Source organism: Oceanobacillus sp. FSL W8-0428 (genome assembly GCF_038004405.1).
Classification (GTDB): domain Bacteria; phylum Bacillota; class Bacilli; order Bacillales; family Amphibacillaceae; genus Oceanobacillus; species Oceanobacillus sojae.
Genome location: NZ_JBBORB010000001.1, coordinates 3266202 through 3281066, shown reverse-complemented (window position 1 = coordinate 3281066; position 14865 = coordinate 3266202). Strand labels below are relative to the sequence as shown.

Sequence of the window (14865 nt, the reverse complement as noted above, 5' to 3'; positions counted from 1 at the left end):
ACGGCTTCATAAAATGAACTGGCTATCCCGCCTATCAGATATTGTGCTGATTCCATTCTAAAGTTATTTTTTATAGAAATTTGAAAAGCAAATTTACCTATAACCAGCCTTTTTCTAGTTATTTCACGGCCATAATCCCTTTTAATATATCTGTTTGTGTTAAACTGATAATCTGCTCTTTTTCAAGCGATAACTCAGGTTGGTCTATTAATCTCTCAGACTGCATCTGAATAATAGATTTAACAATTTCTTCAGGCCATTGATTTATACGCTCATCTGTTGATGACGGATAATTATCGTTAACAGCTTCCTTAAGAAAGGTTGAATCAAATACAAATTGATGTTTCACTAAGATTTGACGGACAATTTCTGCTGTTTCCTCTGCTGTATACAAACCAAATACAGACTTATAGTTTAATTGCTCTATCAATTTTGGAGCAAAATTTTTCAATCGGTTAATTTCTGTTTCTTTACCCGAAATAATGATAACGAGTTTGTGATTAGGAAATTTATTTTCTAATAACGTCATCAGGTTAGTGTCATTTTCTATTTTTTCCAGCTGATCTATCCATAACAAACCGCTACTTATCTGTTCTAAATCATTTAATGAAGACATTTCAGAAAATCGAAAGCATTCGTTTTCTTTTATTAGCTCCGTTTCAATAAGCAAGTTTCGGGTTTGATCAAAAAATGGAGTGAGATCATTCATCCCTTTTTGCAGCCACAGCATTCCCCACTGCTGATCCATTGAGATTCCTTGGGCAGTCCGGACCTTATATAAAGTAATTTCTTTCAGGAATTTTTTCATCACTTCTTTATAAGCTGTCGGGCCGATCAGGCTTTCCATTTGAACAGTTTCTTTATCCTTAGGCTGGGACTCTTTCGTTTTCATTTCAAATGGAATGGCATCATTGACTGGCACTGGTCCTGTTGCTTTCTCTGTAAAATCATACGATAATACCATATGCGGAGAGTGTATTAAATTAGATGAAAACCGGCTGCCCTTATCCTTCTGCAGCCACACTCTTACACTTGGATCATCAAACTGAACCTTGGCAGCAGTGCCTCTTAATAATTTAAAGTGAACAGCTTCTTTCTCTATATTCCTGAATGTCAGGTAAGAAATATCAATAATACTATCCATCGAAAAAACCCCTCCGGAAAGCTGCAGTGAACTTGCATTCAGACTGCTCCGCTTCCGTAAAGAAACAGCTGCTGTCTTATCAATCACCTCTACACTATCCAAAACTACCCTGGCATTAGCAATTGAAATGGCCGCATCTACCGCTTTTGGTATATCTGAATTTTTTTCGTAGGTTGCCGAACTATTCAGATTATTATTTTCTAAATAGCTGTTACGAATATCTGCCTCGCCATCTTGAAGTATCAAGGCATTTTTATAGCAATTTTTTATCGTCAGCTGATTGGCATTTAAAATAGATTTTTGTATATAAATCCCTATATTTACCGCATCAAATGTCACATTATCTAAGTATGTGTTTTGAACTCCATCTAAATAAACAGCATCATGAAGTGAACCTTTTATTGTTGTTTCCTCTAAATGCAGACTTCCCTCCTCCTTTATAAAAATAACCGGATAATTCTTTTCATGTTCATCTACACAATGATCAAACGTACTATTTTTTATCATTACATTCGATTGGCCTGCAGAGCTGACTGCATTATATTCCAATCTGGTCATTTCAACATTCTCCAATTTTACTGTAGATTGTTCACGAATATAAATTCCCATAAACAGTTTTTTCAAAAAGGCATTTGAAAGCTCCAATTGAGACTGATAGACTTGAATCCCATCAAATAGAGAATCGTGAATCTGCACATCATCTAATTTTACAACGGAACGATTCTTTATATAGACAGCCGGGTAACCAGCCTTCTCATCTTTTCTCTTTATCTCGCAAAAGTTTTTCATTTCCGCTTTTTCAACAGTTAATTCACTGTGATCCACCCTTAGCACATCCCGGTATGTATGATTGGTTGTCAGGGAATTTATATAACCTTTGCTATCTTCTAAGATAACAGCTACACCACCACCAGTCATACTTACTTCGTGCAGGTTCAGCTCTGCTTCTTTTGCAAAAATTCCATAGTTGCTGGGATTTTTTATTATCAGATTCTCTGCAGTCAGCCTGCTGCCAAAGCCGGCATAAATCCCAACACCTTTCACATCACAGTTCTCTAAGGTTACTACGGATTCTTCTGCATGAAGGGAATTGGATGTATGACCGATAAGCGTGCTGTTTTTCACATGCACCTTTGACTCTAAACCAATCCATAGGGCCGGATAAGTTGTCTTTACATCCTGATAATTTTCGCCTTCAATTCTGCAATCCTCTATGTTAACCTCAGAAGTCTCCTTTACATAAATTGCATTGGTATGTCCTGTCTGATGAAATGCAATTCCTTGAAGTGTTACAGCTGCATCTATTGTTTTTAATAAAGGCATATTTGATGAAGCTGAAATAGCGACGTGTCCTTTTCCCTTTAGCGCTACACTTCTTCCATCAATTGTTATATTTTCTGAATATTGACCATTCTCTATATAGACTGTACCTCCATCAGAAACGGCATCTATTCCTTGTTGAATTGTACGATATTTATTAAAAAGTCCACCTTTTTTTACTACTACTGACTCTTCCATATGATGTCTGTCCTTTCTAAGTGGTTTAATAAAATTTATTGTAAAAGAAATAAACAAAGGTTTCCAACTACACATCCAACCTATTATTCTAATTTTATAACTTTTTCAAAGCCAAATGCAAAATTGGATAATTTCTTCCCTGATCGTCCTGTTTCGATTTACTAATTACTTGAAATCCATTTTTCAGATAAAAAGCAGCTGCCTGCTTATTATCCTCGTTTACATCCACTGACTTAATACCATCATTTTCTATCAAAGACGTTAAAATATTGCTGCCAAATCCGTTCCCTGTTTCTCCAGGATCTAAGAACAACATTTCCAAATGTTTTTCATTCACGCCGGAAAACCCAATGAACCTGTCATCCTGATACCACATTTTTAATTCTAATTGTGGAAAATATGTAGGAATTTCTGTTTTAATCGCTTCTCTATCACCTTGTTTTAAAAAATCATGTGTTGCCAAAACGGATTTCTCCCATAATTGAATTAAGCTGTTATAATCTTTTTTAGCTGCTTTTTCCCATCTCATTATTTATTTCCCCTCTTTCATAAAAAGATGTAAATTTTTTGATCCGAAAATAATTATATCTTCTATTTTATTATAAGAAGCAAACAAAAACACGCCTTGCTGATGTACAAGGCATATTTCTTTATACGTTTATATTTGATTCATATTTTTTCTTTGTAAGCTTTGATAAAACAACTACTGCTAAAACAAGCAGTATTACTGTTAATACTACTGTCCATGGACTTCCGGTCAATCCTGCTGCAATAAAACCGATTAATGCAATCACCGCATTAGTCAATGCATAAGGGAATTGTGTTTTTACGTGGTCAATATGATCTGCGCCAGCCCCTGTCGATGATAAAATACTTGTATCAGAAATTGGTGAACTATGGTCCCCAAAAATGCCTCCTGATAATACGGCACCGATACAGACAAGCATATGTGCATCCAGTGCTACTGCCATCGGAATAGCAATTGGAAGCATAATTGCAAAAGTTCCCCAAGAAGAACCGGAAGCAAGAGAAACAATTGCTCCGATAATAAAAAGCAGTGCTGGAATAATAAATGCCGGGACTCTTCCCTGCATCAATTCTACAATATAATTAGCTGTTCCCATCTCACCAATCACTGTTCCAAGTGACCATGCCAATACGAGTGTCACTGCGACATAAACCATTTTCTGCATTCCTGAAGTGTATATATCAAAAATATCTCCAAATTTTTTCAGACGGAAGGCAATTAATAAAATAAAAATAGAAATTGCTGCAAATAAATAAGCAGTTATTAAAGATACCCGGAAATCATTTCCGTCTACCGGTTCAAAAGGAAAACCTTTTGTTAATAATAATCCAAACAAAGTAACGAACAATACTAATAAAGGCAGCCAAATTAAAATTGCTTTACTTTCTTGATCAGCATCGGCTTCATTGTCTGATCTGCGCAGCGGTTTAGAATCCTTCCAATACAGCTTGCCTGTCTCTCTAACCCTTTGTTCAGCCTTGGCCATAGGTCCAAAATCCAACTTTAATATGGCCATTAACGGTACCATTAACACTGCCAAAATAGCATAGAATTGAAACGGAATAACTTGTACAAATGTATCAAATTCTGATGCCGTTATCCCCAGACCGTCGAATTCACTCTTTATCAGTCCCATGATATAAACACCCCAGCCGATAAAAGGGATTAATACTGCAACTGGAGAAGATGTGGAATCAATAATATACGCCAGTTTCTCTCTGGAAATTCTTGCTTTATCAAAGATTTTTTCAAAAATCGGTCCGACGATTAAGGGTGTTCCTAAGTCTGAGAAAAAAATAATTAACCCCCCGCACCAGGCAGATAACTGTGCTTTCACCTTCGAATTGATTGATTTTACTGTTCTTGCAGCAAGTGCAGCTCCTCCACCTGATTTTTCCACTAAGGCAACAAAGCCCCCGATAAAAAACAGCAGCACAAGCACGGCTGCATTGTAACTATCTGCTACCTGAGGAAACAGAAAATTACCTATAGTTTCTGTTGTTGCCGTTAAAGGATTTCCTCCTACAATAATAAGAACACCAGTAAAAGCACCTAAAAACAATGAAATAATAACGTTTTTTGTAATAATCGCTAAAATAACTGCCAAAACCGGCGGAATAAGTGATAACCATCCCATGTGTTCCACCTTATCTCCCCTCCCAAATGCGTCCATCATAGATTTACGAATGATATGTAGCTCAAATTCATTGGCTTCATTTTTTACCTCAAAAAATAAAAACAGATTTACAACTATCAAATTGCAAATAAATTTTATGTTCCTTATTCTATCATGGAATGAAGGAAAATAAATGAACCTAATTAACTAATAATTATACATTTAAACGAATAATTATTCTTTTGTATTTCTCTTCTCATTCATCTTCGGATTATCCACATTTACTCTTAATCAAAAATGATGGAGATTTAATTCCAGAACCATTCCATTAGCTATTTCGTATCTTTTGGTCAACATCCATGAAAAAGACTCTCAGCTATTACGCTCAGAGTCCCCCTTTCTTTTTATACTTTCTTTCGCTCTGTGAATCATCCTTAGACTTTGTTTTCTTTTTCTCATCCTGTGCTTCTATTTTTAAATCTTCCATCGGAATATCATCTACAAATTTTTGTTCCTCATGTTTATCCAGCTTTGTTCTTCGCTCTTCATTCCATTTCGAATTTCTGCTCTTTGAAGCACGTTTATCTTCATTACCCATTTACCTCTCACCTCATTGTCTTTTTTATTCCTTTTCCTTTCTTTTTGAGTTGCTAAACATCATTATGCAAAAAATTCTGTTTTCACATCTACGTATTACTACCTCAGACTCAAAAGATGCTAATAAGTATAATTCAATAGGTCTTATCATCCCCAACTGCCTAAGAAGCAAAGGCTTAATTCGCAACATTTAAATCCAAACGAATCGGACCATTACCTGTTGATGGGTCATATTCGAATTCGCTCCATTCCTAAAATGGGGAACTTATTGCTGATAAAATGAATAAGTATCGTAAACCAGTTAAAAATACAGATGTATAAACACTGGTTTTTCTTTTGTTGTTTGTGAATAATGTAGGTGCAGCATGACCATCGTCATAAGGTGTCTCAATGTGCTGAAAGTTTAACCGACCTAATTCTGGCAACGATAGACTAACCTGTTGTATACAATCAAAAGGAGTGATTCAAATGGGTAGAGATGAGCATAACAAGAGAAAAAATAACTATTTAGCACAAACTCCTAAAAATCAGAAAACAGACGGCATTGATGTCGAATTTTCAGATGAGCTTGCTGATGCAGATGATAGAGAGGCTCAAGCAAGAAGCCGGGCTGCCGATAAACGAGCACACAAGAAATAATTAATATAACAAAGCGATTCGATGATTAAATTGAATCGCTTTGTTATGATTCTGCCTTTATTTTTACTGTCCTCACCGTATATTTTCGTTGAATTCAGGAGAAATTATACTTAGGAGGGATTTTCTATGGAGAATGGTTTTTTATCAATTGAGGAGTTTAATACATTGATTCAGCAATGGAACGGGGAAAAAATCAAAATTACAAAACATGAAATAAATGATATCGATCAAACAATAATAAATCTGCAAAATATATCCTATGATCAGAACATGCGCAGTACAGACGGCTATGTACCAAAACACAGCTTACTTTTGAACGGTGACGGGCAAATTGAAACATTGACTGCGATGGATAATGAGCCGCTTCCATCATCTACTTATGAAATCCCCTTGCAGGATGACTCCCTATATGAGTTTAATGGCAAGAAATTTTTTATTACTACAGATCGTGGAGTTTATAAAATTGAATTGGTTTAAACAACAATAAAGGGTTTACCCCTTTATTGTTACCAAACACAGAAGCAGATACTCCCCTTTTTTACAGATAACACTTAACATACCATTAAATAAATTTCAGATTTTTTCAAGTATACTGTTTTATCCCTTTAAAAAAAATTCAGATCGAAGAATACTCATTCTTAATCTGTCAACAAACCCGTTACCTCTTTTACGGTCTTCCCTTAGAATACCTTCTTCTATAAAACCAGATTTTTTATATGATTTAATCGCCTGCAGGTTATCAATATCCACCCTCAACCAAATTTTATGCAAAGATAATTCCTGAAATCCCCACAGCAGCATTGCCTTCATCGCTGCAGCTCCATATCCTTTTCCCCCAAAATCCTTATTTCCAATAGTAATTCCTAGTTCGGCTTGCTTATTGAATGTATCGATATTTTTTAAATCCACCCAGCCAATATGCTTTCCATTACCAGAGAGAATTGCTTTTTGTTCATAACCATTTGTTTTATCTGTACATTTTTGAATCCAATTTTCTGTTTCTTCCATAGTGAATGGCGGAAATGTATCGGGAACATTTAAATACCTTGTTACTTCTTTATCCAAACACCATTTATAACGATCTGCTGCGTCCTCCAGCTTTAACTCTCTTAATTTCACTTCCGGCAGATTCAATGATCCATCCTCCCTCTATTTTAAAATAAGAAATATGTTTTCACTGCAGCACTTGGAGCCCAGTAGAGATAGTATATCTGTGCTGGGAAGCCTTCCTGCTGATCCCCCCTGATATTTACTCAGCAGCACCTTTCTAACAAAATAAGAAAGCATCTGCTACAATAAAGTTAATTAGATTATAAAACAAAATTTCACCTGAAGTTATTTCTGTTAGCTGAAAATATCTTTTATTTTCAAAATAATTATATCATTTCGAAGAAACCATTAGCTGATATAAAGGAAGATAAATCGATGATACATAAACAAACAAAACGCCCTATCGTACTTATTGCTCTGGTATTATCTATGTTTATGGCGGCGATTGAAGGAACAATTATTGCCACCGCTATGCCTGATATTGTATCGGACTTGGGCGGATTTACATTATATAGCTGGGTCTTTTCCAGTTTTTTATTAATGCAGGCAGTTACGATTATGGTATATGGTAAATTAGCAGACTTATTCGGACGCAAACCTGTTTTTATCATCGGTGTAGTTATCTTTTTGACTGGTTCCCTATTATGTGGATTCGCTGAAACAATGACTGCTCTTATTGTGTTCCGTCTTATTCAGGGTCTGGGGGCCGGCGCCATTCATCCGATGGTAACTACTATGGTCGGAGATATGTATAATGTCGAAGAACGTGCCAAAGTACAAGGATATTTAGCAAGTGTCTGGGGAATATCCTCCGTTGCCGGTCCTCTATTGGGAGGAATGATTGTACAATACATTGATTGGGCTTGGATCTTCTGGCTCAATATTCCATTAGGCTTAATTGGTTTGGCCGGGGTTATCCTGTTCTTTCATGAAAAAGTGGATAAAGAGCAGAAAACCATTGACTATCTTGGAACTAGCTTCTTTTTCATAGCAATATCCTCGTTGATTATCGTTTTTGTACAAGCAGGTACGAATTGGTCCTGGCTATCACTGGAAACAATTGGACTGATTGCTCTGTTTATTATTTGTATTTCCTTATTTATATGGCAGGAGAAAAGATGCGTTGCACCAATGATGCCTATATATTTATGGAAAAATAAATTAATGGTCGTTGCCAATATTGCCACCTTGCTCTCTGGAATGATTATTTTAGGTTTAACCACCTTCCTCCCTACTTATGTGCAGGGAGTCATGGGTGAGACAGCTGTTGCAGCCGGTTTTACTTTGAGTACTTTATCCATCGGCTGGCCAATTTCCTCGACAATTGCCGGACATCTTGTATTACGAATCGGTTTTAGAAGAACTGCATTTCTTGGCGGAATTGCCCTGTTTATTGGTACATTTCTCTTTTTCCTGCTCGATGCAGAAAAAGGAGCCATTTATGCTGGATTCAGCTCTTTTATCGTCGGAATAGGTATGGGGTTGACTTCGACAACATTTATCGTAGCTATTCAAAATAGTGTATCCTGGCAAGAAAGAGGCTCAGCGACTTCTTTAAATATGTTTATGCGTATTATCGGCAGCGCGATTGGCACTGCTCTGCTGGGAGGAATTCTGAATCTTCGCCTTCAGCAATATTATCAGCAGGCAGGAAACAATGATATGCCTGATACTGACGCTATCTTAAATGATGGTTTAAGAGAAAAGATACCGTCAGAGACGCTTATTCTCATGCAGGATGGATTAACGTATGCTATTCACACCGTATTTTTTGGCTTATTTTTAATTGGTACACTGACCTTTATTGTCCTGTGTTTTTTCCCAAAAGACACCGTAACTCATAAATAAGAAATCTCTCTTTCTTTAATACTTAAAATTAATAATCAAAACTAGTATAAGCAGGATACTATTGCAGCTTCTACATTAGAATCCTGCTTCTCATCGTCTAAAATTGTGATTCAGCTTTCCCCTTTTTTTAATTTATTATGGATTTTCAAAAGAAGAATTGCCATCATTTATTTTTTCTGTTAATATAGTGAGTGATTACTCACTATATATTTTAGAGAGGAGACAGCAAGAAATGATTAAACTATCCAATATGTCTAAAAGCTTTGGTAAACAAACTATCTTGCAGAATGTATCCGTAGATATTGGTGTGAACCAAATTACCGGTTTGATTGGTCCATCAGGTACAGGTAAAACAACATTGATTAAATGCTTAATGGGAATGGAAAAATACGATACTGGCTCTATCCAAATTGACGATACAGCTGTTCCAAACCGTAAACTCTTAAACAAAATCGGCTATATGGCTCAAAGTGATTCACTATACCATGATTTAACCGGTCTGGAAAACATCCAGTTTTTCGCTCATATGTATGGCAATAAAATCTCGAAACAGAATGTTCAATCTATCTTGGATTTAGTCCAGCTTGAGCAAGATAAAAAGAAATTAGTTCAGCATTATTCCGGCGGGATGAAACGCCGCCTATCTCTGGCGATTGCCCTAATCAATCAGCCCAAGTATTTAATTTTAGATGAGCCGACTGTCGGAATTGACCCTGTTCTCAAATTAAGCATCTGGAATCAGCTGCATGATTTAAAAAAGGACAGCACTCTGCTTATTACCACGCACATTATGGATGAGGCCATGAAGTGCGATCAGCTTTTATTAATGAAAAATAAAGGGATTGCAGCAAGCGGCAGCCCTCAGGAAATACTAGAGAACTTTGGTGTCAGCGATATTGATCAGGTCTTTTTGAAATTGGAGGAACAAGAATATGAGAATGCTGCAGCTAATTAAACGGATTTGCAAACAAGTCCTGCGTGATAAACGTACCCTCGCACTTTTATTTCTGGCTCCTATTTTTGTGATTACATTGCTGAATTATATTTTTCCTGACCCTGATGATGAAGTAACTGTTGCCGTTGTCAATGTCAGTGATGATGTAATTGATATTTTGGAAGATAATGATATGATTGTAAAACAAGAAAACGAGATTAATATAAAGTCTTATTTGGAAGATGGAAATGCCAGTGGTGTTTTGGAGGAAAAGAATGGAGAATGGACATTAACCATCCTTAATGACAACCCGATGGATGAAGGTCCTGCTATCCAGGGAAGCTCACAGGCAATAATGGAAACGAATTTAAATGACCTTTCCGACAATATTGATGACATGATAAATAATATGGAAGATATGTCAGCTGGTGTAGAAGATATGGTAGAAAGTATCAATGAAATGATGGACCAGCTTCCACCTGAAGCAGCTCAGAACCTGGATATAAATACGGACTTGGGTGTAGACACAGATGTTGATACCGAAATAGATTCGGAAATCAATATGGACGAAGACCCGATTACCGTAGAATATATTTATGGTGATGAGAGCTATACCTTTTTTGAAATTTTAAATCCAATTTTAGTCAGCTTTTTTGTATTCTTTTTTGTATTCTTAATTGCCGGCATGTCAATGCTGAAGGAAAGAAGCAGCGGCACATTGGAGAAATTGCTGTCTACGCCAATCCGAAAATCTGAGATTGTATTTGGATATTTATTTGGATATGGGATTTTTGCTATTTTGCAGACGGCTGTTATTATTTTGTACTCCGTGTACATTTTAGATATGGAAATCGCCGGTTCAATTACCAACATGTTTATTATCAATATTTTATTAAGCTTTGTTGCACTAGGACTTGGTCTTCTGTTATCTACATTTGTCAGCAGCGAATTCCAGATGATTCAATTCATTCCGCTTGTAATTATTCCGCAGATATTCTTCTCTGGTATGCTGAACGTAGATACAATGGAACCCTGGCTGCAATGGATTGCACCGATTATGCCATTGTACTATGCAGGAAATACGATGATTGATGTTGTTTTAAAAGGATTCACACTTGGGGAGATAATAGCTCCATTATCTATTTTAGTTTTATTTATTGTTGTTTTTGTTACGCTGAATATTTTAGGTATGCGGCGTTATCGGAAGGTGTAGGAATTAAGTTCTCGTTGGATTGTAGGATTAAATTCAAATTACTTATAAAAAGTAATAACCAGTTATAAAAAACTCTTTCTCCATTTTTGCGGGAAAGAGTTTTTTATACATCAGCTCTAGATTTCCTCCGAGAATTTGGTCGTTAAGAACTGCATGAACTAGTTTGGTTTAATCGGAACTAAAAAACTGCCCATTATTTGGCTCAAAAACAGATTCCTGCGACGATTTTTTACAAACAATCGCTCTCTAATCCTTTATCACCTCACGTTTCTTGGAAATTTGATACAAAAATCTACCCCCTGTGGAGAAAGATTCTCAACAGTAATTTCTCCTTTATGTTCTTCAACAATTTGTTTTGCGATAGAAAGCCCTAAACCATAGCCGCCTGTTTCTTTCGCACGGGATTTATCCTCCCTGTAAAAACGATCAAAAATATGCACCTGCGCTTCTTTTGAAATGGATGGCCCAGTATTTGTTACATGGACTTCCCAGCTTTTATACTCTTTCGTAGAAATTACCTGAATCTTATCTCCCGGCTTGGTATACTTTAAAGCATTATCTAGCAGAATCACAAATACTTGATATATTTTCTTTTGGTCAAAATGAACTGTTAATGTATTTTTCGTTATTAAATCCAATGTCTTATCATCAATTTCTGCCATTTCTTTGAAAGGGGTGACTAATTCTGTTAAAAATTCAGTTGTGTCTGTTGCTGTTTTATCCAAAGTCCGTTGATTGGCATCACTTCTGGCAATTGTTAACAAATCCGTTGTCAAACCAGTTAATCTTCTGGTCTCGTTTAAGGCCAGAGCTATATTTTCTGATTCGTCAATAATGGTATGATCTGGTTTACGAAACAGCCCTTCCAGACGATTTTGAATAATTGTTAATGGTGTTCGTAATTCATGCGAAGCATTTTCAACAAACTCTTGCTGCTTCTGCCATGCTTTTAGCACAGGTTTCATAGAATTGGTGGATAACCAATAACTCACGCCAATGGAGAATAACCAAAAAGCAATCATACAACCTATGACAATGATGCGGAAATTCTGTAAGGAGTGCTGGATTTGGTTAACATTTGAAACGATTTGAACATATGCAATTTCATTGTCATCGTACGACTGTGTGATAGAATGAAAAATTAATTCTTCATTTTCAACATCGCTTTGTAAAGCAAGGGTTTCAACCTCCTCCAGATTGGCCGTTTCCAAACGAAGGTTCTCCAGTTCAGAAAAACGTCCGCCTAATGCTTCTTTGTTTAAAATCTCTCCTTCTTTCGACCATAAAATAATTTGTGTGTTGAATGAATTACTGGACGGACTTCGAGGCGGTTCCTTCGGCTGTTCACTTGTCGGAAAAATCAACGAATCTGCTTGATAGCGGAAAATTTCCTGTTGAATAAATTCTGATCTTCGGGTCATTTCTACTAAGGTTTCATCGGTTTCACGATAAGCTGTTTGACTTAATACTTGCAAAATAATGATTCCCAGAAGAATAAAGATGATAGCAAAAGCACTCAGGTTCATGAAGAAAAATGCACTTCGCTGTTTACTGGAAAGGTTTTTATTCATTGTTCGCTCCCTTCAACATATAGCCTACATTACGTAACGTGCGGAATTCTTTATCCAAACCGGTTTGCCGCAGATGTTTTCGTAAATTACTCATATATACTTCCACCACAGTTAATGTCGTCTCTGAATCAAAGCCCCAAATCCGATCAAAAATTTGTTCTTTTGTAAGAATCACCCCTTGGTTTTGGAGAAAATAGGTTAGTAAATCAAACTCTCTTCCTTGAATCGGTAAAACTTTTTCACCAAAACACACTTCTTTTGCTGCTAAATGACATACGATATTTTTGTAGCTTAATGTATTTTCATCGAATAAACCCAATGAGCGTTTTAATATTGCCTTGATTCGCACGAGGAGTTCTTCCCGATGGAATGGTTTAGTCAAATAATCATCTGCTCCTTTTTCAAAGCCTTCGATTTTATCCTCCAGGCCGTCCTTTGCGGTTAATATAAGTACAGGGGTTTGTACTTGTTTTCTTAATTCTGCCAGCACTTTATAGCCATTCATCTCAGGCAGCATCAAATCCAAAATAACTAAATCGTACACTCCCGATAAAGCTTCATAGAGCCCTTCACTGCCATCATATATTTGGGTTACCTCGCCTAATTCTAATACAATTTCCTTAATCGTATCAGACAGCACCATATCATCTTCTATCAGCAGAAAATTAATCATTATCTTCACCTTCTTTAGCTGTATCATATCATTTTTAACTTAAAGAAACCTTAATACAAGGAATGGAAAAATTTTTACCTGCTTAAGCTAACTTTAAGGTTCGTGAATTATTCTTTTATCACACCAGCAAACAAGGAGGAATTCACATGAGCTTGAAAAAAGTTTTTCAGCGAAAAGAAACCAAATATTTATTGAATCAAACACAGTTCTCCAGCTTTTTTGAAGAATTGCAAGCACATATGTCTGTAGATCAATACGGATTGCATACCATCCGTTCCCTCTATTATGACACAGCGGATTATCGATTCATTCGACATTCTATGGATAAGCCCATATATAAGGAAAAATTCCGGATTCGCAGTTACGGTACACCCAGACCTGATAGTGTTATCTTTTTAGAAATTAAAAAGAAAATCAAAGGGATTGTCTATAAAAGACGATTACCAATCAGTTATGAAGCATACCTTTTTTGGCAGCATACAGGAGCTTTACCAGAAAATATCGATCAATCTCAAATTGGACAAGAAATTGCCTGGCTGTTTTTTAAACATCCAGATTTGTCACCGAAAGTTTTAATTTCCTACGATCGTTTCTCTCTTTTTTCCGAAGTCGAAGAGGATTTCCGGGTAACTTTCGACCAAAACATTCGTTATCAGGATAGAAAATTAAATTTAGATGCAGCACGGGGTGTGTTCGTTGCTCCAGAGCTGGATGTTTTAATGGAAGTTAAAGCAATGGGAGCCTACCCTTTATGGTTTGTGGGATTATTAACAAAATATCATATTCAAAAAGGAAGTTTTTCAAAATACGCACAAACTTATCAACGTCATTTATTTAAGGAGGAACTATTCCATGTTATCTAGTCTATTTACAGAAGGCGCAACATCCATTCCCTTGAGCGAGCTGCTAGTCTGTATTCTTGCTTCTATTATTTTAGGGTTTTTAGTTGCCTTCACGCATATGTATCGTAATGTTTACACAAAAAATTTTGTGATTACCTTAGCAGTACTCCCTGTCCTGGTCCAATCCGTCATCATACTGGTAAACGGTAATATTGGCACAGGAATTGCCGTATTGGGAGCATTTAGTCTAATTCGTTTCCGTTCCGTTGCTGGGGGCGCCCGGGAAATTGCAAGTATCTTTTGGGCCATGGGTATTGGTCTGGCAACCGGAATGGGCTATGTTTCTTATATCGCTGTATTCTCCGTGATTGTCGCTGCCTTTTTATTACTTATCTATCACACTAAATTTGGTAATATCAAATCTGCAGAACGAGAGCTGAGAATCACTATTCCGGAAGATTTAGATTATCCAAATCTATTCGATAATATTTTTGACGAATTTGCTTATAACCACCATTTAGATTCTGTTCGTACTACAACGATGGGCAGTTTATACGAAATACGTTACATTGTACATTTAAAAGATCAACAGCAGGAAAAAGCGTTCATTGATGCCATTCGTGTCCGCAATGGCAATTTACCAATCATTTTAGGAAAAGTCGCTGCAAACCGCGACGAATTATAAAAAAGGA

General features: G+C 36.4%; 14 protein-coding genes. 7 read left to right on the top strand and 7 right to left on the bottom strand.

Translation table 11 applies throughout. The features are described 5' to 3' along the window. Window positions 1–118: 118 nt before the first annotated feature. The 4 genes from MKY30_RS15600 to MKY30_RS15585 all read right to left on the bottom strand — a co-directional run bounded on the left by MKY30_RS15600 (window position 119) and on the right by MKY30_RS15585 (window position 5404). The gene (locus tag MKY30_RS15600; RefSeq protein ID WP_341084662.1) at window positions 119–2662 is read right to left on the bottom strand and encodes a right-handed parallel beta-helix repeat-containing protein; all 2544 of its coding nucleotides are present in this window, start codon (window positions 2660–2662) and stop codon (window positions 119–121) included. A gap of 94 nt (window positions 2663–2756) precedes the next feature. After that, window positions 2757–3191, bottom strand: a complete 435-nt coding sequence (locus tag MKY30_RS15595; RefSeq protein ID WP_156985525.1) for a GNAT family N-acetyltransferase — start codon at window positions 3189–3191, stop codon at window positions 2757–2759. Between the two features lie 121 nt (window positions 3192–3312). Then, on the bottom strand, window positions 3313–4827 hold the full coding sequence (locus MKY30_RS15590) for a Na+/H+ antiporter NhaC family protein (protein WP_341085655.1): 1515 nt from the start codon (window positions 4825–4827) through the stop codon (window positions 3313–3315). A gap of 364 nt (window positions 4828–5191) precedes the next feature. Then, window positions 5192–5404, bottom strand: a complete 213-nt coding sequence (locus MKY30_RS15585; protein WP_156985526.1) for a hypothetical protein — start codon at window positions 5402–5404, stop codon at window positions 5192–5194. 467 nt (window positions 5405–5871) lie between these two features. Between MKY30_RS15585 and MKY30_RS15580 the strand changes: the two genes are divergently transcribed. Together MKY30_RS15580 and MKY30_RS15575 are read left to right on the top strand one after the other, a co-directional pair. Beyond that, window positions 5872–6042: a YfhD family protein gene (locus MKY30_RS15580; protein WP_147208534.1), complete on the top strand. Its 171-nt coding sequence runs from the start codon at window positions 5872–5874 to the stop codon at window positions 6040–6042. Window positions 6043–6168: 126 nt separating this feature from the next. After that, the gene (locus MKY30_RS15575; protein ID WP_147208538.1) at window positions 6169–6519 is read left to right on the top strand and encodes a hypothetical protein; all 351 of its coding nucleotides are present in this window, start codon (window positions 6169–6171) and stop codon (window positions 6517–6519) included. 120 nt (window positions 6520–6639) lie between these two features. Here the strand turns inward: MKY30_RS15575 and MKY30_RS15570 are convergent, their stop codons facing one another. Further along, a complete protein-coding gene (locus MKY30_RS15570; protein ID WP_341084657.1) occupies window positions 6640–7176 on the bottom strand; it encodes a GNAT family N-acetyltransferase in 537 nt (178 codons plus the stop codon). A gap of 291 nt (window positions 7177–7467) precedes the next feature. Here MKY30_RS15570 and MKY30_RS15565 point away from each other — a divergent pair, with 291 nt between their 5' ends. The 3 genes from MKY30_RS15565 to MKY30_RS15555 all read left to right on the top strand — a co-directional run bounded on the left by MKY30_RS15565 (window position 7468) and on the right by MKY30_RS15555 (window position 11087). Next, on the top strand, window positions 7468–8940 hold the full coding sequence (locus MKY30_RS15565; protein ID WP_156985530.1) for a DHA2 family efflux MFS transporter permease subunit: 1473 nt from the start codon (window positions 7468–7470) through the stop codon (window positions 8938–8940). 232 nt (window positions 8941–9172) lie between these two features. Further along, a complete protein-coding gene (locus MKY30_RS15560; protein ID WP_341084654.1) occupies window positions 9173–9895 on the top strand; it encodes an ABC transporter ATP-binding protein in 723 nt (240 codons plus the stop codon). Further along, window positions 9873–11087: an ABC transporter permease gene (locus MKY30_RS15555; RefSeq protein ID WP_341084653.1), complete on the top strand. Its 1215-nt coding sequence runs from the start codon at window positions 9873–9875 to the stop codon at window positions 11085–11087. Before MKY30_RS15560 ends, MKY30_RS15555 begins: the two co-directional genes overlap by 23 nt. A 257-nt stretch (window positions 11088–11344) precedes the next feature. On the opposite strand, the gene MKY30_RS15550 is transcribed toward MKY30_RS15555, so the two are convergent. Together MKY30_RS15550 and MKY30_RS15545 are read right to left on the bottom strand one after the other, a co-directional pair. Continuing rightward, on the bottom strand, window positions 11345–12658 hold the full coding sequence (locus MKY30_RS15550; protein WP_341084652.1) for a sensor histidine kinase: 1314 nt from the start codon (window positions 12656–12658) through the stop codon (window positions 11345–11347). Next, on the bottom strand, window positions 12651–13331 hold the full coding sequence (locus tag MKY30_RS15545) for a response regulator transcription factor (RefSeq protein ID WP_341084651.1): 681 nt from the start codon (window positions 13329–13331) through the stop codon (window positions 12651–12653). The genes MKY30_RS15550 and MKY30_RS15545 overlap by 8 nt, the downstream gene beginning before the upstream one ends. Window positions 13332–13477: 146 nt before the next feature. Here MKY30_RS15545 and MKY30_RS15540 point away from each other — a divergent pair, with 146 nt between their 5' ends. Both MKY30_RS15540 and MKY30_RS15535 read left to right on the top strand, forming a co-directional pair. Then, window positions 13478–14194, top strand: a complete 717-nt coding sequence (locus MKY30_RS15540) for a VTC domain-containing protein (protein ID WP_156985535.1) — start codon at window positions 13478–13480, stop codon at window positions 14192–14194. Further along, complete coding sequence (locus tag MKY30_RS15535; RefSeq protein ID WP_341084647.1) at window positions 14184–14858, top strand: DUF4956 domain-containing protein; 675 nt, start codon at window positions 14184–14186, stop codon at window positions 14856–14858. The genes MKY30_RS15540 and MKY30_RS15535 overlap by 11 nt, the downstream gene beginning before the upstream one ends. The last annotated feature ends 7 nt before the right edge of the window (window positions 14859–14865 follow it).

Coding starts and splice junctions, on each gene's coding strand:
- MKY30_RS15535 (WP_341084647.1), top strand. CDS start 14,184: ATGTTATCTAGTCTATTTACAGAAGGCGCAACATCCATTCCCTTGAGC.
- MKY30_RS15560 (WP_341084654.1), top strand. CDS start 9,173: ATGATTAAACTATCCAATATGTCTAAAAGCTTTGGTAAACAAACTATC.
- MKY30_RS15555 (WP_341084653.1), top strand. CDS start 9,873: ATGAGAATGCTGCAGCTAATTAAACGGATTTGCAAACAAGTCCTGCGT.
- MKY30_RS15595 (WP_156985525.1), bottom strand. CDS start 3,191: ATGAGATGGGAAAAAGCAGCTAAAAAAGATTATAACAGCTTAATTCAA.
- MKY30_RS15545 (WP_341084651.1), bottom strand. CDS start 13,331: ATGATTAATTTTCTGCTGATAGAAGATGATATGGTGCTGTCTGATACG.
- MKY30_RS15575 (WP_147208538.1), top strand. CDS start 6,169: ATGGAGAATGGTTTTTTATCAATTGAGGAGTTTAATACATTGATTCAG.
- MKY30_RS15590 (WP_341085655.1), bottom strand. CDS start 4,827: ATGGGATGGTTATCACTTATTCCGCCGGTTTTGGCAGTTATTTTAGCG.
- MKY30_RS15565 (WP_156985530.1), top strand. CDS start 7,468: ATGATACATAAACAAACAAAACGCCCTATCGTACTTATTGCTCTGGTA.
- MKY30_RS15600 (WP_341084662.1), bottom strand. CDS start 2,662: ATGGAAGAGTCAGTAGTAGTAAAAAAAGGTGGACTTTTTAATAAATAT.
- MKY30_RS15580 (WP_147208534.1), top strand. CDS start 5,872: ATGGGTAGAGATGAGCATAACAAGAGAAAAAATAACTATTTAGCACAA.
- MKY30_RS15540 (WP_156985535.1), top strand. CDS start 13,478: ATGAGCTTGAAAAAAGTTTTTCAGCGAAAAGAAACCAAATATTTATTG.
- MKY30_RS15585 (WP_156985526.1), bottom strand. CDS start 5,404: ATGGGTAATGAAGATAAACGTGCTTCAAAGAGCAGAAATTCGAAATGG.
- MKY30_RS15550 (WP_341084652.1), bottom strand. CDS start 12,658: ATGAATAAAAACCTTTCCAGTAAACAGCGAAGTGCATTTTTCTTCATG.